This window comes from Natronolimnobius baerhuensis (genome assembly GCF_002177135.1).
Lineage (GTDB): Archaea > Halobacteriota > Halobacteria > Halobacteriales > Natrialbaceae > Natronolimnobius > Natronolimnobius baerhuensis.
Map to the genome: position 1 here is coordinate 993,501 of NZ_MWPH01000002.1, position 22,431 is coordinate 1,015,931.

Consider the following 22,431-nt stretch of genomic DNA (forward strand, 5'->3'; position numbering starts at 1 on the left):
CTGGCGACTCGAGGCGCACTGTTTCGACTCGCGGGGCCGGTCGGAGACAGACAAAAGCCATTTGAGACCGCCACCCCTGAGAGAAGATAGATGGAATACGGCGTGTTTACGTTCGTCTCGGTGCCTGAACTGTTCGGCTCCGAGTTACTTACCTGGGCCGTCATCGGACTGGCACTCTACTGGCTCGGGGTTATTGCGCTCAGACAGGCGGATCTTCTCCCCTCATTCGTCGGGACGCAGGGGCCGATTCTGACGTTCCACACGAAACGTGGGCGGGACTTTCTCGACTGGGCCGCTGGCCCGAAACGGTTCTGGCGAGCCTGGGCGAATCTCGGTATCGGCATCGCTGTCATCGTGATGGTCGCAATGTTCGGTTTCCTCCTGCTTGCCGCCGTCGGCGCACTGACCTCTCCGCAGCCGACGACCGTCCAGCAGCCACGGAACGTCCTCGTCATCCCCGGCGTCAACGACTTTCTGCCGCTCTCTGCGACGCCCGGCATCGTCTTCGGACTCCTCGTCGGTCTCGTCGTCCACGAGGGCGGCCACGGCCTGCTCTGTCGTGTCGAAGACATCGACATCAACTCGATGGGCGTCGTCATGCTCGCGGTCCTTCCGATTGGCGCGTTCGTCGAACCTGACCAGGAAAGCAGTAAAGACGCCTCTCGAGGCGGACAGACCCGGATGTTCGCCGCCGGCGTCACGAACAACTTCGCGATCACGATACTCGTGTTCGCCTTGCTGTTTGGTCCCATTGCCGGCGCGATTGCGGTCGCGCCCGGAGCCGCCATCGGCGGTGTCGCTCCCGACTCACCCGCTGCGGACGCCGGTATCGAACCAAACGACCGGATCACCGCGATCAACGGCGACGCAGTCGACGACAACGACGCGCTCGCAGGCATGATCGAAACGGCCGAGGGCGATCAGGTCACTGTCGAACTCAACGAGGAACGGACCGTCGACGTTGATCGCTCCTTGCTCGTCACCGCCGCAATCGAGACCGAGATGACCGGCCTCGAGATCGGTGACGTCATCGTCTCCGTCAACGGCCAGGAAGTCGCAACCGAAGACGAGTTCCTCGCGGCCGTCGGCGACGACGAGCGGGCAACGCTCGAGGTTTCCCCGGTCGATGGTGACGGGGAGACTGACGAGCGTGAGGTCCCAATCGGTGCGCTCGTTCAGGTCGCCGAAGATGGGCCACTCGAGGCTGCAGGTGCGCCGGTCGACGAATACATGATCGTCACTGAATTCGGCGGCGAGCAGGTCCAATCACACGCTGAGTTGACGGACCTGCTCGGCGAGACCGACCCCGGTGACGAGGTGACGTTCGGTGGCACCCTCAACGGCGAGGCGGTCGAATACGATGTCACGCTCGGCGAGCGCAGCCAGTCAACCGGCGGCGGCACGGCCGGGTTCTACGGCGTGCCAGGCATCTCCGGGATTTCGGCGGAGACGCTTGGCCTCGAGTTGTACCCTGCTGAGATGTACCTCGGCGTCCTCGGCGGCGACACCGACGAAGGCTTCGGCACGATCACTGACTCGTTCCTCGGGAAGATCGGTGTCGCGCTCTTCTTGCCAATCGCCAGTCTGCTCGAGGTCTTGCCGTACAACTTCGCGGGCTTTACCGGCGGCGTCGAGAACTTCTACGAGACACAGGGGCCGCTGTCGGCACTCGGCGACTGGCCGGTGTTTGCTATCGCGAACATGCTGTTCTGGACCGGCTGGATCAACGTCCAACTCGGCTTCTTTAACTGCATTCCAGCGTTCCCACTCGATGGCGGGCACATCCTCCGGACAAGTACGGAAGCGATCATGTCCAGACTGCCACTCGAGGCGACGCGCGGAATGGTCCGCATCGTCACGACGACCGTCGGCCTGACGATGCTCATTAGCTTCCTGGCGATGCTGTTCGCGCCGGGACTGCTCGCAGGCTAGTCGTCCTCGTCGATGCCGTACCGTTCGTAAAACTCCTCGGGCGTCGACTCGATGCGCTCGAAATCGGTCTCGAAGTAGTGTTCGTGGTGGCGAACGACCTGTTCGACAATCCACTGACTGAACGTCTCGTCGAAGCGCCACTCGTCGTCTGTCTCCGGGATCTCGAAACGTTCGTCGGTCGAAAACGCCGCGTAGACGTGGAAAAAGCCGAGAATGACGTCGGCGAAGTCCTTGGCTTTCTCCGTGCCCCGTTCGCGTCGCTCCTCGAGTTCCTCGTAGCCGTCGTCGGTCAGTTCGAAGTATTTCCGATCCGGTTCGTCTTCGCGGTCGATCCGTGCTGCCCATCCGTTGTCCTCGAACTTGTAGAGAATCGGGTACACCGACCCGTAGGATGGCTCCCAGTGTCCCCCACTGATCTCGCGGATTTCCTTGAGTATCTCGTAGCCGTATCGTGGCTTTTCCTCGAGCAACTCGAGGACGAGATAGGCGATAAGTCCTTTCGGCGGCCCACTTTTCCGCATACGAGATGGTATTTAAACGGACGAACGTAAAGGGTTTCGGTCGGTACAGTTTTCGACGACAAAAACCCGCTGTAACAGGTGCTCTGGAGTGGAGACGGGCGCTCGAGATGTGCCAGCCAGCACGCCGCGGCCGAAACCCGGTCCTTCTTAGCGTCGCCGCCACTACTGGCGGCCATGGAACGACGGCAGCCACCACAGACTGAAGAGGGTTGGTACGTCCTGCACGACTTCCGGTCGATTGACTGGGACGCCTGGCGCGACGCACCGGACCACCGGCGCTCGCAGGCGATTGACGAGGGAATCGACTACCTCACAGCCGCCGAGCGCGTCGACGACGCCGAGGAAGGCGACTCCGCGACGTTCTCCGTCCTCGGACACAAAGCCGACCTGCTCGTTCTCCACCTGCGGCCGACACTCGCCGATATCGACGCCCTCGAGCGTAGTTTCGAGCACACGGCGCTTGCCGCGTTCACCGAGCGCGAGGACTCGTATCTCTCGGTGACCGAAGTGTCGGGCTACATGTCCCAGGAGTACTTCGAGGAGGGCGAGGAGGTCGAAGACACCGGGATGAAACGCTATATCGAAACCCGAATCAAGCCCTCGATTCCGGACAGCGAGTTCATGAGTTTCTACCCGATGGACAAACGCCGCACCGCCGAGGACAACTGGTACGATCTGCCCTTCGACGAGCGCGCCGAGCACCTCTCGAGTCACGGCGAAATCGGCAAGCAGTACGCGGGTCGAGTCACCCAGATCATCTCCGGCAGCATCGGACTCGACGACTACGAGTGGGGCGTGACGCTCTTTGGCAACGACCCCACGGATGTCAAAGACCTCCTCTATGAGATGCGATTCGATCCGTCGACCTCGCGCTACGCCGAATTCGGCCAGTTCATCTCCGCCCGACGGTTCCCACCCGAAAACCTCGGCGCGTTCCTCGCCGGCGAGCCTGTTCCACAGGAGGGGTCCTCGAGTGCCCACGGCCACGGCGACCATCACCACGGCGACAGCGAGTCGGGTGGGCACCACCACGGCGGAAGCGACGGCGACAGCGGCCACCATCACGGCGGGGACGATGAGAGCGGCGACGACGACAGCGTCCGCACCGAACTCGAGGATCTCGGCGTCTATGCGGGCCAGCCACACGGCGAGGATATCCACGCCGTTGTGTTGTACTCAGCCGCGGATCCAGACGAGTTGTACGACGAAATCGAGGGATTGCGAAGCAACTTCGATCACTACGATACGCACGTGAAAACGGCGATCTACGAGTCGACCGGCGACGGCGAGGATGCCGAAACCGGGATCGTCAGTCTCTGGGAGACCGAACGCGCGGCCAACACCGCAGCGGGTTTCCTCGCTGACCTGCCCGACGTCGTCCGCCAGGCCGGCGACGACGAGGACGATTCGTGGGGGACGATGGGGATGTTCTACACCGTCAAACCCGAACATCGCGGCGACTTCCTCGGCACGTTTGAAGAGGCTGGCAAACTGCTCGCGGAGATGGACGGCCATCGAAAGACCGACCTCCTCGCCAACCGCGAGGACGAAAACGACATGTTCATCGCCAGCCGCTGGGACTCGCGCGAAGACGCCATGCAGTTCTTCCGCAGTGATGAATTCGCCGAAACCGTCGAGTGGGGCCGTGACGTCCTCGCAGACCGACCCCGACACGTCTTCCTCTCGAGCGGGCAGGACTAAGAGCGGGTCCTCGAGTCCGATTCGTCGTAGAAGAAGTACCCAGCAATGCCTGCGAGGCCGAGTGCAAGCGTAATGTAGGGCCAGTTGCCGGCGTTCTCATCTGTCAATCGTGCATGACCGGCGACGAAGATCGCAAAGCCGATGTGGGCAACGGCAGTCGCGAGCAGGAACGCTGCAATATCCATTGTAGGGAGGATACAACGGCGCGCAAATAGCCATTTCGAACCCGAGTGCTGGGCTGTTGGCTGACAGTGTTCGACTGCAGACGCCGTGCTCTGACTTCCAGGCCCACCGCTGTGGGCAGTGCAAACGCAGGAGAAAGCAGTCTACGCAGTTACGCGTCGACGTCGTGATCCGGGTCGTCCTCGACGGATCGCTTCAGCGAGTCACGGCGCGCTTTGGCGTCTCGACCGGTCGCCTCGAGTAAAAAGTCGTTTTTCGCGTCGACGGCCTCACCAGCGGCCTCGAGTTCGTCGGGTCCGAGTTCGGTTGGATCGCGTTCGTGGAACTCGACGCCGAGTTTGTCCTTCTTGCCGGAGTATTCGACGGTGCCTGCGACGATTTTCTCGAAGACGGGGTTGTCGGGTTCGCCAATGACGAAGAGGTCACTGCCTTTGAACTCCTGTGTTTCCGTAATCGGTCCGAAATAGTCCTCAACAGTTGCCTCCATATCAGGGATTCGCTCCTCGAGGTACTCACCGCGGCGCATCTTGTACTCCTTCATGGCTTTGAGATACACGGGGGACTGTTTACCTCTTTTCATACCCGACGTTTCGGAGATCCGACAGAGTGACGAGACGGCCGTAGCTGTCGGTCACAAAGAGCGCGCTCTCCCTGCACCCTCGCAGGTGACAAGCGGTTAGAATCCATATCGAGATGGGCCTCAAACGGAAGACAAGCGTGTGCTACCGATGCGGGCGTTCCCCGAGGTAGCCCTTACGACAGTCGGGACAGATATCGCCCGCACGCAGGGACGCCCGTGTTTCGGCGGCGACAAACTCACATCGCGGACAGTAGTACTCCATCGGCTCGTCACTCGAGGGACCAGTATCTTCAGCAGGAACAGGCGCGTCGGTGGCGCGTTCGATCCCGACATCCGTCACGGGCGCTGTGTCGGACTGAGCCGACTGTGCTGGGGACTCTGAGTCTCCACCAGCGACTGCAGCGCTCTTGCGCCCTGCGGCAAGATCACTAATTGACACCGACTCGTCATCGGCAGCCGTGTCGGTGGCCGTCTCAGTCGCAGACGCTGGGTCGGCGTCCGTGTCCATGTCAGCCTCACTGGCATCGGCGTCCTCGAGCGTCGAGGAGTCGTTCTCAAGGACAACGGCATCGTCGTCGACTGGCTCGTTGTCGGAGTCCGGCCAGGCAGTCGAATCGTTTTCAGCACCGACTGGCGGGCCGACGTCGTCAGTGTCAGGCCACTCGCCGCGCTCACGGTTGCGCTCGCGGGGAGAGTCGGGCTCGTCATCGGGCGTATCCTCGAGGATTTCCCCGTCGTCGGTGATCGGCTCACCGTTTTCGTCGGTTGGGTAGTCCCCGTCCGTGTCGGCACCCTCAGCATCGGCTGCTGGCGTCTCGGCTGTCTCCGCCGAGGTGTCGGACTCGCCAGCCTCGCCGCCATTGGTTTCGTCGTCGGGCGCGGCTGCGTCGTTGTCAATAAATACTGCATCCGTACCCTCGTCGGGCGTCGAATCGATGGATGAATCGGTTCGTGCGTTCGCGGGTTCAGCCGGTTGGTCGGCTGTGGAGGGCGACTCGAGGGAGTCGTCAGCCATCGAGAGACTCGTGACTTCGGTGTTCTCACTGATGACGTTACGATCACCGCAGCGAGTACACTCTTCGTACTCCTGGACAGTAACGACTACCTCGCTGCCTCGTTCTTCGCGTTCGCGTTCAATGTCGGGGTCACCATAATCGTGACCGAGCAGCGAACATCGCAGGACCATTGCTCCACCGTTCCAACTCAGGCCATAAAAAACGTACCGCCTGAACCGTTCCCCGGGCTGTCATCTCGAGACCATCAACTTGCGGTGGAGCCAGCACTGATACGGTTTACTGTAAGTCATTTCCGGTGCAACCGCGACCCGGCCGGCGGTTGCACCGGTAAATCGTTACAGCAATCCGTATGACACAAACAGTGACATCCCCCTGCAGAATTGTTGGGCAACGACAAACGTCAAATCCCCGGTCCTCGAAGGAGAAGATGAATGAGAGCCAAGCGGGAGTTCCGAAATCGAGACGGAACGGAGGTTGCGGTACTCGACGAACTCGTCGACCGTGCCGACGACGGCATGACCGTCCTCGAGATTCGGGCCGCCGTCGAGACGGACATCGACGGGCTGGAGGAGGCGCTCTCGAGGCTCAAATCCGATGGCCTGATCGATGTCGAACAGGACGGCCAGCAGACGGTAATCAAACCGAACGACCGCGTCGTCCCGGATGATCCAGTCGACGAGGAGACAGACGAGTCACTCGTCGAACGTCTTCGTGACCGATTCGGGCTGTAAGCATCTGTAATCGAAACGCCTGTGCCCGTCAATCCCCAGAAGACAGCCATGAGCGTCATCGAGTCCGTCCACGAAGCCCACGGTGCGACGTTCGGGAAGCGTGACGACCGAACCGTCGTCGAGCATTTCGGCCGTCCAGAGCGAACGCATCGCGCGGTTCGAAACGGTGTTGGCCTCCTCGAGATGGCCTACGGCGTTATTGTCGTCGAAGGCGAGGACCGCCTCGAGTACGTCGATAACGTCGTCTCGAATCGCGTGCCGAACGAGGACGGACAGGGCTGTTACGCACTGGTGCTCGATCCACAGGGTGGGATCGAGACGGACCTCTACATCTACAACGCCGGCGAGCGACTGCTGCTCTTTACGCCCCCGACGAACGCGGACCCGCTGGCTGAGGAGTGGGCCGAGAAGGTGTTCATCCAGGACGTCGAGATCAGCGTCGCGACCGACGAGTACGCCGTCTTCGGGATACACGGTCCGAAGGCAACCGAGAAAGTCGCAAGCGTGCTCACCGGCGCTGGCTCGCCCGACGAGCGCTACTCGTTCGTCCGCGGGTCGATGGGCGACGAGGGCGTCACCGTCATTCGAACGGACGCACTCACCGGCGAGGAAAGCTACGAGGTGATCTGTGCCGCCGCCGACGCCGACGGCGTCTACGACACGCTGCTCAATCACGGCATCAACGCCGCCCCCTTTGGCTACCAGACCTGGGACACACTCACGCTCGAGGCCGGCTCACCCCTCTTTGGAACCGAACTCGAGGGGACGGTTCCGAACGTCCTCGGCCTCCGGAACGCGCTGGACTTCGAGAAAGGCTGTTACGTCGGCCAGGAAGTTGTCTCCCGCGTCGAGAACCGCGGCCAGCCGAGTCGGCGACTGGTTGGACTCCGCCTCGAGTCGGACGGGGACTCCAAGGATCGAACAATCCCTGAGTCAGGCGCAGCCGTCTTCGACGGCGATGCCTCAGTCGGCGAGGTTACTCGCGCGGGCGAGAGCCCGCTGCTCGAGCAGCGAGTCGCACTGGCGGTCGTCGACTACAGCCTCGAGAGCGACGCGCTGACGGTTCGTGTCGACGGCGAAGAAGTGCCCGCAACATGCAGTGAACTGCCCTTCTATGAGGGGTCGGACCAGTCGGATCGACTGCCGGCGTATCTGTAGCCGGAGGAAGGCAGACCGTACTGACACTGACACAGATATTTCAAGCCAGCAAAACACGGGTCTCGAGCGCAACCGCTACGTATGGACGAGTTAGCCGTCGATTCTGACCCGGTTGCACTCGATGAGTTGGTCGCCGATGACCCTGGATTCACTGATCAGGCACGCTGTCGTGCCACGCTCGAGCGCGATGTCGTCGAGTGGGCAATCGACGAACTCGAGTCCCTGATCGACGAGCGCGGCGTTGACCTCGACCCACTGCTCGAGTACGCTCGGCGCAGTCGTCAGAGTCTCCCCGACCGACACGACCGCGCGTACGAAGCGATGGCAGACGTCTTCGACGTCGATCCGTCGGTCTACGAGGCCTACGTGTTCGCGTTCTCGGAACTCTGTGAGGAACTGGCAGACAACGGCTGTTCGGAGAAAAGCCCTCGTGGCTGTACGAACGCGCTAGTCGCGCGCTCGACCGTCGATCTCGAGAGTGCAAGCGGTCCGCTGGTGCTCAAGAATCGAGACATTGCCGGTCGTGGCGTTCGTCCGAAGGCAATCGTCGAGCAGCCGCCGATTGACGGCTACTACGGCTTTCTGACGGTCGATACCTGCGGCACGATTTCGATCTTCAAGGGCGTCAACGATCAGGGACTCGTCGCGGCAAACACCTACATCGACAGCGAGCGAGACGACATAGATCCTGAGAACCAACTGCGAAACGGAACAATCATCCGCATGCTATTAGAGGAAACAGCCACCGTCGCCGAGGCACGGACACTCCTCGAGTCCTATCCGACGCGCCAGTTGATGGGCCAGACGCTGTTTCTTGCCGACGAGACAGATGCGTGCGTGCTCGAGATCGATCCGGTTACCGAACAGATGACGGTCGATGAGGGGCCGATCAGTACGCGGACAAATCATTTTGTACACGCAGACTCGACGGAGACAGCGAGTTCGACGATGCGCCGAAAGCGAGCACAGGGCCTACTCACAGGTCGTGGCCGACTCGAGCGAGACGACCTCTGGGCACTCGCTCGGGATCACGAAAATGGGCCTGGCGATGACTCGATTTGTCGCCATCCAGAACCCGGCCTCACCAAGCATTCGTTCGGTCAACTGACGACGGCGAGTGCAGCGCTGTTCGAGGGCGGATCGCCGAAACTCGAGGTCACCCTGGGGACGCCCTGTGATGGCGAGCCAACACGCTGTGCGTTCGGCGAGGAAATTCCAGGCGCACTTCGAACTGGGCAACAGTGGTTCGAGTGGCGACGTAAAAACGAGTCAGCACCGCCAGCTGACGCAGTCAGTGGCTCGTAGGAGATCTCAGGCCTGTGCGCGGGACTGAGTGAGTTCACCCTCGAGTTCGGCTGCGGCCTCGAGTCGAATCGTTGCGGCCTCGCGGTCGGTGAGTCGCCTGTCGGGCAGCCGGTCGGCAAACGGCGTGTACGACGAGGGAGTGAAGCCGAGTTGCGTGAGATACTGCTGGACGCTCGGATCCGCGAGTCCGTTGTGGATCGCAGCATCGACGACGTTCTCGACGGTCTCGAACGCCGGAAGCGAGAGCGGCTCGTCGGTGGTATCGTCGAGCATCGTATCCGGCGACACGACCGCGCCGTGGGCGTCTGCATAGGCGACAAGCGAGCCGACTTCTTCTGCGAGTTGAAAGACCTGGCTTGGTAACGCTGCGTCCGGCGAGCGCCACTCGACGGTCGGCATCGCCTGCCGGAGTCGAACTGGCGTCCAGACCGCATCGTACGGTTCGAACTCGTCATCGAAGGCCGCCGGGTCGATGCCGTGCTCGAGTGCGCGGTCCCGAAACGTCTCGTAGGCCGATTCAAGCCGCTGTTCCCACTCCTCAACGCTGTTGACGTAGGGCCAGAGCTGACCCTGCTCGGGGCAGGCGTTGTAACACGAGCGTCGATACAGATAGGGCCGCGCACACGAGACAATCGACTCGCCGCGGTAGTGTGAGGAACTGTTGACGAGTGCAAACGCCGGATCGATAGCGGTCAGCGTATTCAACTGGTCGACGACGTTCGATTGCTCGAAGTGGATGTGCGTTCCCGCACAGACACGGGCGTCGTCGAACGTCGGACCGACGATCTGGCGCTGGAGATTCGTGCCGCGTTTCTCGCGGAACGGAATCTCTGCCGGCGACGACGACAGCGGCGTCGCAAGCGGGACGAGTCGTTTGCCCTGCTCGCGCGCCGCAGCGACGACGTGCTCGAGCAGGTCAAGAAATTCGTTTTGCAGTTCTCGCATCGACTCGCAGGGTGTCGTTTTCAGCTCGATCATCGGCTCGACGAACTCGGGATCGACCTGCGCCGAGACGTCAAGCAGTGTGTCAGATGAAACCAGATCGCCGCTCTCGTCGACGACCCAATACTCTACCTCGAGACTGGATTTCATGGATGGATCCGTGGAAGTGATATGTGCAGTGACCCCGACGCGAACGCGGGGAACCTATCGAGACAAGACCAACGGCATCGCGAGTTTGGACCTGTCTCACATGTCTGGACTGGGTATGGAATGAACTGTAGACGGCTTCGGGGCGAAACGATTGAGCCTGCGAGCGCAGGGAACCAATACACTGGTAACGGCGACATACACTGGCCGAGAAGACTGTGTACAGATCGATCAGGTCGGGAAGCACCACACCGTTGTGCGTGTGTATGACACCCTTACCCTCGAGAACGGAGAGTGCCACTAACACGAGTGTTACGTGATTGCGATGATGTCTCTAGTGGCTTCATACGTGTGCAGTAACATAATGTAACTGTATATGACTGAGACGACTGACGATGCAGCCGAATCGGTACTTGTTGTTGGTGGCGGTCCTGCTGGCCTGAGCGCAGCACTGTTTGCCCAGAAGAACGGCCTCGAGACGACGGTGTTCGACACCGACGAGACGTGGATGCACAAGGCCCACTTGTTCAACTACCTCGGGATCGGTTCGGTGGGCGGCAGCGAGTTCATGGCCACTGCGCGCCAGCAGGTCGACGACTTCGGCGCGGACCGCAAGCAGGGCGAGGAAGTGACGAGCGTGAGCGAGTCCGGCGATGGATTCGTCGCCGAAACCGACGAGGGCGAGTACGAGGCCGACTATCTCGTGCTGGCGACAGGTGCAAACCGCGACCTCGCGGAAGAACTCGGCTGTGCGTTCACTGACGACGATGTCGTCGACGTCGGCGTCGAGATGGAGACGAGCGTCGACGACGTCTACGCGACGGGGGCGATGGGACGCAAAGAAGAGTGGCAAGCAGCGATTTCGGTCGGTGACGGTGCTGCCGCTGCACTTAACATCCTCTCGAAGGTACGTGGTGAACACTACCACGACTTCGATGTCCCCGCAGACGCAGCGCGCGTCTTCGGTGAGGAAGTCGCGGAGTAAGCCTATGACCGACACTCACGAGACCCCAGTCACGCCCGAGTTGCCGGATAGCGCCTTCCACACGACCGGAACCGACCACATCACGGTCTGGGGAAGCAACGAGGAGGACACGGTGGCGTTCTATCAGGACCTGCTTGGGATGCCACTCGTTCTCCGCCAGCCGAATCTCGACGATCCCTCCCAAACGCATCTGTTCTTCGACACCGGCGACGGGCGCATCCTGACCTTTTTCGTCAGCGACGACCGCCCCTCCGCTCGCGGCCAGCGCGCCGGCGTCGGGGCCGTCCACCACCTCTGTTTCAGCGTCGACCCCGACGAGTACGAAGACATCATGGACGCCTTAGAGGAGGCCGGCCACGGCTACAACGTCTTCGACCGCGGCATCTTCCACTCGATCTACACGCGAGATAACAACGGCCTCGTCATCGAACTGAGCGCCGACAAGTACGAGATGCCCGACGACCGCTACGGCGAGATCCTCGCGAAAGCACAGGAACTGCGCGAGGCTGACGGCGCGGAGTACGCCAAAGACGAGCACCTCCGTGGCGCAATCGAGGAACTCGGCCTCGAGGTCGTCAAGAACGATCTGCCCGACGCCAGTGCGGGCGTCGGTGGTGTCGAATGAGCCGACGCGGACCCGGCGGACACGAGGGCGAGAGCCCACATCAGGGCCAGGACCTGGCGACGGCCGGGACCGACCTCGCAGACGCCGAGGCCGCGATCATCCTCGTCCACGGCCGGGGCGCAACCGCCCAGAGCATCCTCCAGATGGGGAGCGAACTCCACCGCGAGGGTGTCGCCTTGTTCGCCCCGCAGGCCGCCCAGCGAACGTGGTATCCAAACTCGTTTCTCCAACCTGTCGAGTCGAACGAGCCCGGCCGAACCTCCGGCCTGCAGGCCATTGAGGACGCCATCGCCGAGGCGACTGACGCGGATATCCCGCTCGAGCGCATTATGATCCTTGGGTTCTCGCAGGGGGCCTGTCTCTCGAGTGAGTTCGTCGCGCGCAACCCGGACCGATACGGCGGTCTCGTCGCCTTCAGTGGCGGGCTGATCGGTCAGGATATCGACCACGAAGCGTACACCGCAGTCGAGGGTGCTCTCGAGGGCACGCCCGCCTTCCTCGGCTGTAGCGACGTCGACCCGCACATTCCCGAAGAGCGCGTCCACGACACCGCCGACGTGCTTGAGGCCCTCGGCGCCGACGTCGAGACGCGCATCTACGAGGGAATGGGCCACGGCGTCAACGAGGACGAACTCGAGTACGTCTCGGGAATGGTTGGGGAGCTACTCGAGGCGTAACCCCGCAGCGGTTCCCAGCAATTACCGGTGGAGCGTCTCCTCGCCGACAGCAAGTAACTCCTCGACCGCCGCGTTCTCACGCAACTCGTCGAACGGCGTAATTGGCTCCGGCTCGGCCGGCTTCACCGACAGCGACCGTCGCCACCAGGCCACGTCGCGCCACTCGCCGTTCGAGTACCCCATCGCCGGAAAGTCGACAAGCCGCTCGAACCCCAGTCGCTCGTGAAACGCTTCTGTTTCGGGGTTCGGCATCGTTGTCACCGCGTACGCGTCACAGACACCCTGGCGCTCGAGCACGGCAAACAGCGACTCGTAGAGGCCGCGCCCGACACCGCCAGCGCGGGCGTCCTCGGCCACGTAGACCGAGAGTTCGACGGTCCACTGGTAGGCGCGGCGCTTGCGCAGTTGGCTCGCGTAGGCGTAGCCGACCACCTCGCCGTCGTGTTCGCAAACGAGCCACGGGTAGTCCTCGAGTGTCGAGTCGATCCGGTCCGCCATGTCGGAGACGGCTGGTGCGGATTCCTCGAACGTAACCGCCGACGAGTCACAGAACGGTGCATAAATCGCCTGCACCGGCTCCGCGTCGGCCGGCGTTGCGACGCGAATGGTTGCAGTCCCCGAGTCCGTTGACATTGGTAGTGTTGAACTCATGAGCAGAGAAAAGGTCGCTGATCGCGCCCGCTCGAGTCGCGTGTCTCGAATGCACCCGATGGTCGCTCGCATGGACTGCTCCTGTCAGGACCGCTGGTGATCGTCACCTGTCCGTCGGTAGTCTCGAACGTATCCTCGAGCGGTGGAGACCCCGGCCCGGCAGCGGCTGACTCCGCGACGCCACGTCGATGGCCGACAGAGGTGTTTCAGCCCGAGCAAAGCCATTGTCGCCCAGAAGACGGTCGCCGTCCAGACGCGACTCGCCCGCTCGGAATGGTGGAGCACTGGGATCGTAACGACGACTGCGAGTGCGAGTCCGAGCGCGCCGCCTGCCGCCGGAAGTGAGAGGAGCGCAAAGTACTCGAGCGCAACACCCAGTGGCGCAAGCGCAGCTACAGCGAGTCCACCACGGAAGGCAATCGGACGCACTGCGCGGGACGGCCGCTCGAGTGTGGCAAGTTCGGTGCCGAGTCGAACGAGTTGCCAGCCAGCAAAGACACCGAGAGCGGCACCCAAAAGCAAGACGGAATCAGGATCGACGCTACTAGCGCCGAGACAGAGCGCACTCAGGACGATTGCAAGCGCGAGTGCAACAGTGCCCTGTTCACTTGAGTAGCGCTCGAGCAGTCGCTCGGTACCGGCCAGAAACACGAGGCCGACAGCGATCCCAGCGACGATATCGACGAGATAGTGGACGCCGAGTGCGATTCGTGACACCCCGACGAGTCCGATAACCGCTGCTGCGACGGCGAATCGCTGTCGCGCCGTCCCGACCGAGAGCCGTCTGGCCAGACTCACGTAGACGACGGTCGTCATCAACGCGTGACCGCTCGGGAAGCCGTAGCCGCTGGCCATCGCCGTCGCTTCGTACAGCGGCTGCACCAGCCACGGCAGCGACTCGAGGGAAACGAGTGGCTGGCCCGGCCGCGGAAGTGCAAAGACGTGTTTCAGCGAGGTGATCAGCGCCAACCCGCCGAGCGTGAGACCGACGATGACGATTGCGTCCTCACGTTTGGTTGCGTGAAACCAGTAGACCACGCCGACGAGCATGGCGAGAAACCACACGTCGCCAAGTTGTGTGAGGAGAGCCACGAGCACTGCAGCCCACTCAGGAATGACTTCTTGAATCGGGCCGAATTCGCCGATACCACGTGACATACTATCCAGTACACTGACCAATTATTAACCGGTACCGGTCGACCACCTGACACTCGAACCAGCTACGATATAAACTCGCACCAGCCGAGAGCGACGCCAACGCTTTTCGGCCCAATCGATGTGGCGACGGACATGGACGCCACCCAGCGAGTAACGGAACTGGACGCACCTGCAGTGGAGTCGCTCGCCGCGCAGGCGCTCGAGGCCCCAGCACTCACCCGCCTCGAGTCGTATTTTGACGAGCAGTACGGCGAGACCGTCCCGACGGACGAACCGCGGGCGTTCGAACGCGGCGATGGCGTTCGCGCCGTGACCTTCGAGGCAGACCCAGACGCGACCGGCAAACCCGCGCGTGGCATTACCGTCCATTTCGACGATGAAACGGTCGTCCAGGTGACCGGCGAACGCCGCGGCGAGGCCGTCGATGGCGACCTCGAGTTGCTGTTCCCAACTGAAACCGCACCGAAGCCGGAAACAGCAGTCCGAGAGCTATACCAGCCCGAGGGCGACGCACTCGAGGTTGCGGTCACGGTCACCGAGACGAACGACGTGACGTCGTACATGATCGACGCGTAAGACACGCGTGGCTACAGCATTCGAGTAGACGACAAAAACGCAGTTACGGCCGATTAGTGACCCTGGTCGTGTGGGTTCAGCGCCGTGCCGTAGTTCTCGGCGTGGTCCGTGTAGTCGATGAATCGCGGTGCATCGGGATCGAACGGCCGCTCGAGGCTCTCGAAGGCCTTCTTCTTGTCCCAGCCCTGGAGTTTCCCGACGGCAGATTTGTCCTCGAGATCGTGGTACTCGAGGTTCGGCTCGGTGAGGTCCCATGCCTTGACACCCTGTTCAGTTCGGAGGATGACGCTCGAGTACTCATCTGAGGAGCCAACAGAACCAACTGTCACGTCGGCACAGAAGCCGGTGAAGTCAGCACACTCGTCACAGCCTTTGAGCGCGGCGTCGTGGAAGTTCTTGATGTCCTCCTCTAAGATCATCTCGCCGTCGTGGCCGTAGATCATCATCTTGCCGTGGAGGACGTCCATCTTGCCGATGTCTTCGGGGTCGATGCCGCGCTGTTCCTGGACCATCTCGCCCATGAGACTCTGGTAGTTGAAGTTCTTCGTACACATCAGGGCGATGGTGTAGTCGATGGCGCGGACGCCTTCGTCCTGTTTCTGGTAGTCCCACTCGAAGTCCTGCAGGGCGCGGATGCCTTCGATCTCACACGGCGTGCCGACGAGGGCCAGCGAGAGGTCCTCCCAGTCCTTGTCGGGGAGTTTGTCCTCCCACTGCTCGAGATTGAGGTTGCCGAGTGCCATCGTCTGGTTGTAGACGGTGCCGGCGTTTTCGATGAGTTCCTCTTTCGTCGTCGCAAGGAAGCTTTCTGCTTTCCAGGCGTCCTCCTCGCTTTCGGTCGCGATGAGTGCCCCGTCGATCTCTCCTTCCTCGAGTAAGGTCGCGAGCATCCCGGTGACGACGCCGCCGTCCTGGGCGTTGTCGGTCCAGTCGTCGTCGACCTTCGCGGAGAACTCCGTGATCGGGTCGCCAGCGCCCTTGACGTTGTCCTCGCCGCCGGTGATCTTCCACTGGCGCTCGTACCGGAGCCCGCCCCGCGGACAGAAGTCCCAACAGAGCGAACAGCCGGTACACATCTTGACGAGTTCCGGCAGTCCGTCGTCGTCGATTCCAATCGAGTCAGACGGACAGGCGGCGACACACGTCCCACACTGGATACAGCGGCCTTCGTCGATGACCGCCTCGTCGAGTTCCATGAACCAGGTCTTCTCGTCCGGCGTCTCGATGTCGTTCATCTGCGAGCGAATCGAGTACTCCGGCGTCTCAAGGTCGACGCCGTCCGGAATCCCAACGCGGGTGTCCGGCGCGTCGTCGTAGACGTCCTGGCTCACGTCCGTCGCGGGCTCGGTGAACTCGAGGTCGCCGAGTTCGCCGTTCTCGTCGACGTTTGCGACGCCGGCTCCGTCGGTAGCGACGCGCTGGTCGCTGGTGTCGGCGGCGTCGGCCGTCTGCTCGCCGCAGGTACAGGTATCCGGCGAGCAACTCTCGCCCTCAGACGCCTGCACTGTGCCTTCTCGAGCGTTGTCGGATTCTGCTCGAGAGCGTGGGGTGGATCCTGCATCAGAGACAATAACGGCTTCGTCCTCGTCCTCAGACTCTGGGACGCCGGGGAACGGACGCTTTTCATCGTCGGTTCCGTTAGTCTCCATGCGCAACACCTCCAGCAACCGGGGCCTCAGCTCCTTGCATGATCGTCCGCAGTCGCTCGTTGTCGACCCGACGACACCACGCGTAGAAGCGCTCGTCGTCGTTCCGGTCGTCGGAATAGGCGTCGAACAGCTTCTCGAGAGCCGGAATAACGGCGTGGGCAGGCACAGCGGTCTGGACCCAATCGAGGAACTCGTTGTCCGTTCCGAGCGCGCCGCCGAGACCGAAGTCCATCCCTTCGACGAGATTGTCGCCCTCCTCGTTGGGTGCCTGAATATCGTCCGGGGCCTCGTCTGCGTCGAGTTTGACTGTCTCGCCACGGAAGCCGATATCCGCGATCTGTGGCTGTGCACACGACGCGGAACAGCCGGACATGTGCATCCGGACGACCTCGAGATCGTCGGGCGTGTCGATTCGCTTGTCGAGTTCTCGAGCCCAGCGCTTGGTTCGTTTCTTGGTCTCGATGATCGCGTAGTTACAGAACTCGTTGCCCGTACAGCCGACTGCACCGCGGGAGAACGGACCGGGATCGGGCTGGTACTCCTGGGCGAACGGTTCGGCCAGCAGATCCTCGACGTTTTCCTCGGGGATGTGGCTAATGAGGAAGTTCTGATCGGTTGCGAGGCGCACGGAGGCGTCCTCGGTGCCGTACTTCTTCGCGGCACGGGCGGCCTCGGCGAACTCGTCGCCACCCATGCGGCCGGCGATGACGTTGAAGCCGACGTATTTCAGGCCGTCCTGTTTCTGGTCGTGGACGCCGACGTGGTCGCCCTTGTAGCCTTCCGTCAGACCCTCGCCGCGTTCGGGCAGATCGACGGTACAGCGGTCGCGGATGGCTTCCTCGAACTTCTCGGGACCCATCTGCTCGACGAGATAGCGCATGCGGCAGACCCCGCGGTTGTGCCGGTCGCCGAGTTCCTTGAACGTCTGGGCGACAGAGCGACAGAACTCGACGGCATGTTCGGGCTGGATGAAGACATCGAGTTCCGAGCCCATGCGGGGACCATCCGAGAGGCCGCCACCGACGCGGGCGTGGAAGCCGTAGTAGTGCTCGCCGCCGATCTCTTTCTGTGCCGGGACGAGCCCGAGATCGTTGATCTGGGACTGGGCACAATCGTGTTTGCAGCCCGTGATCGTGATCTTGAACTTCCGGGGCAGGTTGGCGTACTCGCGGTTCTCGGTGAAGTAGTCCGAGACGGCGTCGATGACCGGCTGGGCGTTGAAACACTCGTGGTCGTCGAGCCCGGCTGCGGGGCAGCCAAGCACGTTCCGTGCGGAGTCACCACAGCCCTGAATCGTCGTCAGGCCGACCTCGTCGTAGCGCTCCCACATCTCGGGGACGTCCTCGACGCGGATCCAGTGTTTCTGGATGTCCTGTCGGGTGGTGATGTCGAGGTAGGCGTCGCCCCACAGTTCGTTCTGTTCCTCGCCTCCGTACTCCTCGGGGGCGACGGCGAGGTCATCCGTGACCTCACCGATGACCTCAGCCTGGTCGGGGGTGAGATAGCCACCCGGGACCTTGGTCCGGATCATGAAGTAGTCGTCCTGCTTCTGGGAGTACATGCCCGCCCACTTCAGACGCTCCCACTCGCCGCCACCGGCGCGTTCCTCGATTTCCTCGTCAGTGAGTTCGCCCTCCGCGTAGTCGTAGACATCCTCAATAACGTCAAGGGGATGTTTTTCCTGTTTGTGCTGTTCGACTGTATTCATGCGAACCACCGAGAAGTGATAGGAGCCAGTGAATCGCAGACGCTACCTTCAACAACCATCGTTTAACGGGTACTAGAACCAGATACGTATACCCTCCCGCAACAAGGCGAATCATGTCGTGGGTCAGTCGAACGAGTAAATATTGCCTCATCGTTCCGACTCCGAATACGGCTGTTTCCAGAAATCACACCCACAGGTCAGTACGACCCTGCCGTGATTACCAAGCCAACGAAACCGTCACCAATAGCGGAAATATACTCCGGTACGTCGCAGACTCGAGAGTTGGTGTTTCAGAACCCTTGACACCATATAACGCGGAAGCCACTCACACTCGAGGTAACTCGAGGTAGCCCAATCGGTCGAACTGCGCCGCAAAAGTGGGTACCGACCGATGTGCCATGTCGGCGCCGGGTCTCTATCCGTCGTCCTCGTCCTCGAGCAGTCGGTCCACCATGTCGTCGGGATCGAACCGCTCGAGATGGTCGTAGCCCTGACCGACGCCGAGGAACAGAATCGGCTTTCCGGTGACGTGAGCCACCGAGATCGCCGCGCCACCGTTGGAGTCGGCGTCGGCTTTCGTCAGGATTGCGCCGTCGGTTTCAGCAGCGTTGTTGAACTCTCGAGCGCGGTTGACTGCGTCCTGCCCGGCGACGGCTTCGTCGACGAACAGCGTCATATCGGGGTCGACGACGCGGTCGATCTTCTCGAGTTGGTCCATCAACCCCTCGTCGGTGTGGAGTCGGCCTGCCGTATCGCCGAGGACCACGTCGATGTCGTTGGCCTCAGCGTATTCGACGGCGTCGTACAACACCGCGGCGGGGTCGCCGCCCTGTTCGTGGCTGATGCACTTCGTCTCGAGTGCGTCGGCGTGTTCCTGAATCTGCTCGTTCGCACCGGCCCGGTAGGTGTCGCCGTTTGCCATCACCGAAGAGTAGCCCCGTTCCTCGAGATAGCGGCTCATCTTCGCAATCGAGGTCGTCTTGCCGACGCCGTTGACGCCGGTGAAGACGATGGTGACTGGCTTGTCTTCGATGGCAATGCGCTCGTCGAAATCGAATTGGCCGACACTGATCACGTCGTAGATGGCGTCGCGAAGCGCTTCCTCGATCACGTCGCCAGTCGACGTCGTGAAGGCACGCGTCTCGCCGATGAGCTCGTCGCGCAGGTTGTCGAGAATTTCGTCGACGACGCCCATCTCCACGTCACCCGCAAGCAGCGCCAACTCGAGTTCCTGTAACGGTCCCTCGAGATCTTCTTCTTCGATGACGAACTTGCCTTTGACGAGGGATTTAGCCTTCCGACCGAAGCCGGTAGACTCGTTTTCCTCGTCATCGTCATCAGCGCCACTGAACGCCGGATCGGCGATGATGTCGGGGCCGCCGGACGAGTCGGCTGCGGCGGACTCGTCGGTTGCAGCGTCGGCGACGTCCTCGTCGTCCTCGATCAGTCCCTCGAGGTCGAGACTGGAGTCGCTTTCAGCGTCGAGTTCGGATTCCGGCTCCGAGTCCGGTTCAGTACCGGGGTCAACCGTCTCACCTGCCGCTGCCGACTCGGCTGGCCTCCCCTGTTGGTCGGCAACGCCATCGTCGACTGCAGTGGTCTCCGAAGCGTCCGGCTCGGCTGATTGCGCCGCGTCGCTCTCAGCAGGGGGTTCGGCGGCATCCGCCTCGAGGTCGGCGTCGGCTTCGACCTGCGTCTCGTCTATCTCCTCGAGGTCGGCGTCGGCTTCGACCTGCGTCTCGTCTATCTCCTCGAGGTCGTCTTCGTCCTCGACCTCTTCGACGTTCTCTTCAGCCGCCTCTTCGGCGTCTTTCCGGAAGCTCCCGAGTTTATCTTTCAGGTTATCGAACATGGTATCTGCGGGTGCGAATCTAGCGATTCGCGGGGTTATTCGTCAGCGTCAGGCTGGCCCTGTCCCTGACCCATCTGCTGCATCTGCTGTTGCATCGCCTGCTGTTGCATCTGCTGGGCCTGCTGTTCGAGTTGCTGGCTCTCGGCTTCGAGTTCAGTGACCTCGTCGTTCAGGTCGGAAATCTGCTCGTCGACGAGTTCTTTCTTGTTCTCGAGGGCGTCGACAGCGCCATCCTGTTCGAACTCCGCTGCGTAGTTCGCGCCGAGTTCGACGATTGCTTCGTCGATATCCTCAACCGTCGCGCGAAGGTACGCGCCACCGCCGAGTGGGACCTGCACGGTCGAACCCGACTCGAGCGTCTCGAGCGCCTCGGTGGCCTCGTCGATTTCGGTTTTCTCCTGGCGCAGCGACTCGACTTCGCCCTCGAGGGCGTTGATCTGCTCTTCGAGTTCCTGCAGTTCCTGAGAGAGCTGCTGAAGTTGCTGCTGACCCATTAGTTGTCACCCTCTTCGAGGCTTTCGAGGTCGATCTGCGTGCGTTTGAGTCCGTGCTGGCTCCCAAGCTGGGAGTAGGTGTGTTCGCGAGCGAGGTTTTCGTTTTCGGCGTCGATTGTCGTTTCGAACTTCGAGGACCCGTCGCGGGTCTCAAACTGACCGGTGACTGTGAACTGACTCATGGCTACACGTGCGGCGGGCAGTCGGAAGAGTCTTCCCTTCTATCCCTGGCTGGCGCGCCACGGTACGGCCAAACGATTTGCCTGTCGCGACCCCACCAGTGAGTGATGAGCGAAATCGAACCCAGCGAGTTGCTGCCCAGCGACCGAATGCAAGAACAGGCCCTCAAGGGCGCGGTTACCCAGATCCATCGCGGCCATCAGTACGCCGAGGAGGGTGATACGTTCACCATCGAGGAGACAACGTTCGAGGTGACCACCGTGAGCGAGCGCACGCTCGGCGATCTGACCGACGAAGACGCACAGGCCGAAGGCATGGACGACCTCGAGGCCTATCGGAACCTGCTCGAGCGCGCCCACGATAACTTCGAGTGGGACGACGACAGCGAGGTCGTTCTTCACGAGTTCGAACCGCAGGAATAGCAAGAGGATACCTTCTCGAGAGATCAACGACTGAGTCGGTGACTCGAGGATATCGCAGAGTGTCGACGCGGTCGCATCGAGTAGAAACGAGTTACTCGAGATAGCCGAGCGCGTCTTCGATCCGGCCGAGTTCCGGTCCAGTCGTGTCTTCGCCGACGACATAGCCGGATTCGTTCGCGAGCAGTCCGGAGCCGACGAGTGGCGCGCCGTAGTTGACGGTGCCGACATCGGCTCGCACGTCGAGGGCATCCTCGAGGAAATCGAGTTCCTCGTCGGTTGCCTTCGGATGGCAGAGCACCCCGGAATTCGTCGCGACGGCGGCCGTCCCGACGGTTCGAACACCGGCGAGGTCGCCGCGTTCGACGGGAACCTCGAGAGTGTCTTTGATGATCTGGATCGCCTCTCGCGTCAGGTCGGGGTGGGCGTACGCGCCGTAGTCGTTCGCGAGAACGACGTTCCCGGCAGCGTTGACGTTACCCGGTAGTTCCGCGACGGGTACGCCGAGTTCGTCCTCAAGTCGTTCGCGTTCGTACTCGAGGACGCGCGAGCTCACGAGCAGGCCGTTTTCGTTGCCCGTCGCTAACGCGCCGACCGTCGAGGAACCGCCGACGGTCGTCTGGATGGCGGGCACCTCGAGTTCGTCTTCCAGATCGGCAACGAGGTCGTCATCGAGGTCCTGTCGGACGAGCACGCACGAGTCGGTCGCGCGAGCGAAGACACCGACGTAGGCCGACCCGGCGAAGGCGAGTCGTTGCAAGTTTAGTCGGCGACCTCGGCCTCGACGACGGCCTCGCCTTCCTCGTCGAAGCGAGCGGCACGGACCCGAAGCTTACGCGGCGGGTTCGCACGCCCCTTCGACCAGATTGCCTCGTTGATCGAGGGATCGAGGCGGATGGCGTCTTCGTCGACGGAGAAGTGTTGCGCGAGGTGCTCGCGGATGAGTCGCATGGCGAGATCCGCGGCCTCGTGATTTGCTCCCTTCTTGACGTCTCGCAGCGGAACGGTAACGACGCGTTCCTCGAAATCACTTGCACTCATCGTTACTCGTCAGTGCTGCTACGTCGCCAGTTGCGTCGTTTCGGGTTCCGCTGGACTTCCATGTCAGTCTTCATCATGACCCAGGCCGGAACGCGGCTGTTCTGGTTCTCGAGTTTGGCAAGTCGCTTCTTCTTGCCCTTCGATTTCTTACCCATAGTAGCCGAACGTAGCCCACGGTGGCTTAAAATCTTGTCCATTGG

The 22,431-nt window shown here is 61.9% G+C and carries 25 protein-coding genes; 10 read left to right on the forward strand and 15 right to left on the reverse strand.

The window, feature by feature from the left end; all coding sequences use genetic code 11:
* Positions 1–90 precede the first annotated feature (90 nt).
* A complete protein-coding gene (locus tag B2G88_RS11175; protein ID WP_087714798.1) occupies positions 91–1,932 on the forward strand; it encodes a site-2 protease family protein in 1,842 nt (613 codons plus the stop codon).
* Here the strand turns inward: B2G88_RS11175 and B2G88_RS11180 are convergent.
* The gene (locus B2G88_RS11180) at positions 1,929–2,453 is read right to left on the reverse strand and encodes a PadR family transcriptional regulator (protein ID WP_054862463.1); all 525 of its coding nucleotides are present in this window, start codon (positions 2,451–2,453) and stop codon (positions 1,929–1,931) included. The two genes, B2G88_RS11175 and B2G88_RS11180, sit on opposite strands and share 4 nt — an antisense overlap.
* Before the next feature lie 174 nt (positions 2,454–2,627).
* Between B2G88_RS11180 and B2G88_RS11185 the strand changes: the two genes are divergently transcribed.
* Positions 2,628–4,154 (forward strand): heme-binding protein, encoded by a 1,527-nt coding sequence (locus tag B2G88_RS11185; RefSeq protein WP_054862464.1) that lies wholly within the window; start codon positions 2,628–2,630, stop codon positions 4,152–4,154.
* On the opposite strand, the gene B2G88_RS11190 is transcribed toward B2G88_RS11185, so the two are convergent.
* The 3 genes from B2G88_RS11190 to B2G88_RS11200 form a co-directional block, all read right to left on the reverse strand.
* Complete coding sequence (locus B2G88_RS11190; RefSeq protein WP_054862465.1) at positions 4,151–4,339, reverse strand: hypothetical protein; 189 nt, start codon at positions 4,337–4,339, stop codon at positions 4,151–4,153. The genes B2G88_RS11185 and B2G88_RS11190 overlap by 4 nt on opposite strands.
* Before the next feature lie 149 nt (positions 4,340–4,488).
* Positions 4,489–4,878, reverse strand: coding sequence for a DUF5611 family protein (locus tag B2G88_RS11195; RefSeq protein WP_087714963.1), 390 nt, complete (start codon positions 4,876–4,878; stop codon positions 4,489–4,491).
* Between the two features lie 181 nt (positions 4,879–5,059).
* The gene (locus B2G88_RS11200; protein ID WP_087714799.1) at positions 5,060–6,103 is read right to left on the reverse strand and encodes a DUF7093 family protein; all 1,044 of its coding nucleotides are present in this window, start codon (positions 6,101–6,103) and stop codon (positions 5,060–5,062) included.
* Positions 6,104–6,364: 261 nt separating this feature from the next.
* Between B2G88_RS11200 and B2G88_RS11205 the strand changes: the two genes are divergently transcribed.
* From B2G88_RS11205 to B2G88_RS11215, 3 genes are all read left to right on the forward strand, one after another.
* Positions 6,365–6,664: a DUF6432 family protein gene (locus B2G88_RS11205; RefSeq protein ID WP_054862466.1), complete on the forward strand. Its 300-nt coding sequence runs from the start codon at positions 6,365–6,367 to the stop codon at positions 6,662–6,664.
* 48 nt (positions 6,665–6,712) lie between these two features.
* Positions 6,713–7,822 (forward strand): CAF17-like 4Fe-4S cluster assembly/insertion protein YgfZ, encoded by a 1,110-nt coding sequence (ygfZ, locus tag B2G88_RS11210; RefSeq protein ID WP_087714800.1) that lies wholly within the window; start codon positions 6,713–6,715, stop codon positions 7,820–7,822.
* An 81-nt stretch (positions 7,823–7,903) separates the two neighbouring features.
* Positions 7,904–9,127 (forward strand): C45 family autoproteolytic acyltransferase/hydolase, encoded by a 1,224-nt coding sequence (locus tag B2G88_RS11215; RefSeq protein WP_087714801.1) that lies wholly within the window; start codon positions 7,904–7,906, stop codon positions 9,125–9,127.
* Positions 9,128–9,133: 6 nt separating this feature from the next.
* Here B2G88_RS11215 and B2G88_RS11220 read toward each other — a convergent pair whose 3' ends face one another.
* Positions 9,134–10,219: a glutamate-cysteine ligase family protein gene (locus tag B2G88_RS11220; RefSeq protein WP_054862467.1), complete on the reverse strand. Its 1,086-nt coding sequence runs from the start codon at positions 10,217–10,219 to the stop codon at positions 9,134–9,136.
* 373 nt (positions 10,220–10,592) lie between these two features.
* Between B2G88_RS11220 and B2G88_RS11225 the strand changes: the two genes are divergently transcribed.
* Genes B2G88_RS11225 through B2G88_RS11235 form a run of 3 tightly spaced genes read left to right on the forward strand, consistent with a single transcriptional unit; the run spans position 10,593 to position 12,503 of the window.
* Complete coding sequence (locus B2G88_RS11225) at positions 10,593–11,201, forward strand: NAD(P)/FAD-dependent oxidoreductase (RefSeq protein ID WP_054862468.1); 609 nt, start codon at positions 10,593–10,595, stop codon at positions 11,199–11,201.
* Between the two features lie 4 nt (positions 11,202–11,205).
* On the forward strand, positions 11,206–11,826 hold the full coding sequence (locus B2G88_RS11230) for a VOC family protein (protein WP_087714802.1): 621 nt from the start codon (positions 11,206–11,208) through the stop codon (positions 11,824–11,826).
* Entirely contained in the window at positions 11,823–12,503 is a 681-nt protein-coding gene (locus tag B2G88_RS11235) for an alpha/beta hydrolase (protein ID WP_087714803.1), read from the forward strand. The genes B2G88_RS11230 and B2G88_RS11235 overlap by 4 nt, the downstream gene beginning before the upstream one ends.
* Before the next feature lie 21 nt (positions 12,504–12,524).
* Here the strand turns inward: B2G88_RS11235 and B2G88_RS11240 are convergent, their stop codons facing one another.
* Both B2G88_RS11240 and B2G88_RS11245 read right to left on the reverse strand, forming a co-directional pair.
* On the reverse strand, positions 12,525–13,136 hold the full coding sequence (locus B2G88_RS11240) for a GNAT family N-acetyltransferase (protein WP_087714964.1): 612 nt from the start codon (positions 13,134–13,136) through the stop codon (positions 12,525–12,527).
* A gap of 102 nt (positions 13,137–13,238) precedes the next feature.
* Positions 13,239–14,312, reverse strand: coding sequence for a phosphatase PAP2 family protein (locus B2G88_RS11245; RefSeq protein WP_087714804.1), 1,074 nt, complete (start codon positions 14,310–14,312; stop codon positions 13,239–13,241).
* Between the two features lie 132 nt (positions 14,313–14,444).
* On the opposite strand from B2G88_RS11245, the gene B2G88_RS11250 reads away from it, so the two are divergent.
* Positions 14,445–14,888: a hypothetical protein gene (locus B2G88_RS11250; protein WP_087714805.1), complete on the forward strand. Its 444-nt coding sequence runs from the start codon at positions 14,445–14,447 to the stop codon at positions 14,886–14,888.
* A 53-nt stretch (positions 14,889–14,941) separates the two neighbouring features.
* Here the strand turns inward: B2G88_RS11250 and B2G88_RS11255 are convergent, their stop codons facing one another.
* The 5 genes from B2G88_RS11255 to rpl18a form a co-directional block, all read right to left on the reverse strand.
* On the reverse strand, positions 14,942–16,537 hold the full coding sequence (locus B2G88_RS11255; RefSeq protein ID WP_054862469.1) for a Coenzyme F420 hydrogenase/dehydrogenase, beta subunit C-terminal domain: 1,596 nt from the start codon (positions 16,535–16,537) through the stop codon (positions 14,942–14,944).
* Complete coding sequence (locus B2G88_RS11260; RefSeq protein WP_087714806.1) at positions 16,527–18,245, reverse strand: nitrite/sulfite reductase; 1,719 nt, start codon at positions 18,243–18,245, stop codon at positions 16,527–16,529. Before B2G88_RS11260 ends, B2G88_RS11255 begins: the two co-directional genes overlap by 11 nt.
* A 415-nt stretch (positions 18,246–18,660) precedes the next feature.
* A complete protein-coding gene (gene ftsY, locus B2G88_RS11265) occupies positions 18,661–20,097 on the reverse strand; it encodes a signal recognition particle-docking protein FtsY (protein ID WP_054862470.1) in 1,437 nt (478 codons plus the stop codon).
* Positions 20,098–20,132: 35 nt separating this feature from the next.
* Positions 20,133–20,591, reverse strand: a complete 459-nt coding sequence (gene pfdA, locus B2G88_RS11270) for a prefoldin subunit alpha (RefSeq protein WP_087714807.1) — start codon at positions 20,589–20,591, stop codon at positions 20,133–20,135.
* Entirely contained in the window at positions 20,591–20,773 is a 183-nt protein-coding gene (rpl18a, locus tag B2G88_RS11275) for a 50S ribosomal protein L18Ae (RefSeq protein WP_054862471.1), read from the reverse strand. Before rpl18a ends, pfdA begins: the two co-directional genes overlap by 1 nt.
* A 105-nt stretch (positions 20,774–20,878) precedes the next feature.
* On the opposite strand from rpl18a, the gene B2G88_RS11280 reads away from it, so the two are divergent.
* On the forward strand, positions 20,879–21,193 hold the full coding sequence (locus tag B2G88_RS11280) for an ASCH domain-containing protein (protein WP_054862472.1): 315 nt from the start codon (positions 20,879–20,881) through the stop codon (positions 21,191–21,193).
* 91 nt (positions 21,194–21,284) lie between these two features.
* Here the strand turns inward: B2G88_RS11280 and B2G88_RS11285 are convergent, their stop codons facing one another.
* The 3 genes from B2G88_RS11285 to B2G88_RS11295 are packed head-to-tail and all read right to left on the reverse strand — an operon-like array spanning position 21,285 to position 22,386.
* Positions 21,285–21,950 (reverse strand): translation initiation factor IF-6, encoded by a 666-nt coding sequence (locus tag B2G88_RS11285; protein WP_054862473.1) that lies wholly within the window; start codon positions 21,948–21,950, stop codon positions 21,285–21,287.
* A gap of 2 nt (positions 21,951–21,952) precedes the next feature.
* Positions 21,953–22,231 (reverse strand): 50S ribosomal protein L31e, encoded by a 279-nt coding sequence (locus B2G88_RS11290; protein WP_087714808.1) that lies wholly within the window; start codon positions 22,229–22,231, stop codon positions 21,953–21,955.
* Between the two features lie 2 nt (positions 22,232–22,233).
* Complete coding sequence (locus B2G88_RS11295; protein WP_054862497.1) at positions 22,234–22,386, reverse strand: 50S ribosomal protein L39e; 153 nt, start codon at positions 22,384–22,386, stop codon at positions 22,234–22,236.
* Between the last annotated feature and the right edge of the window lie 45 nt (positions 22,387–22,431).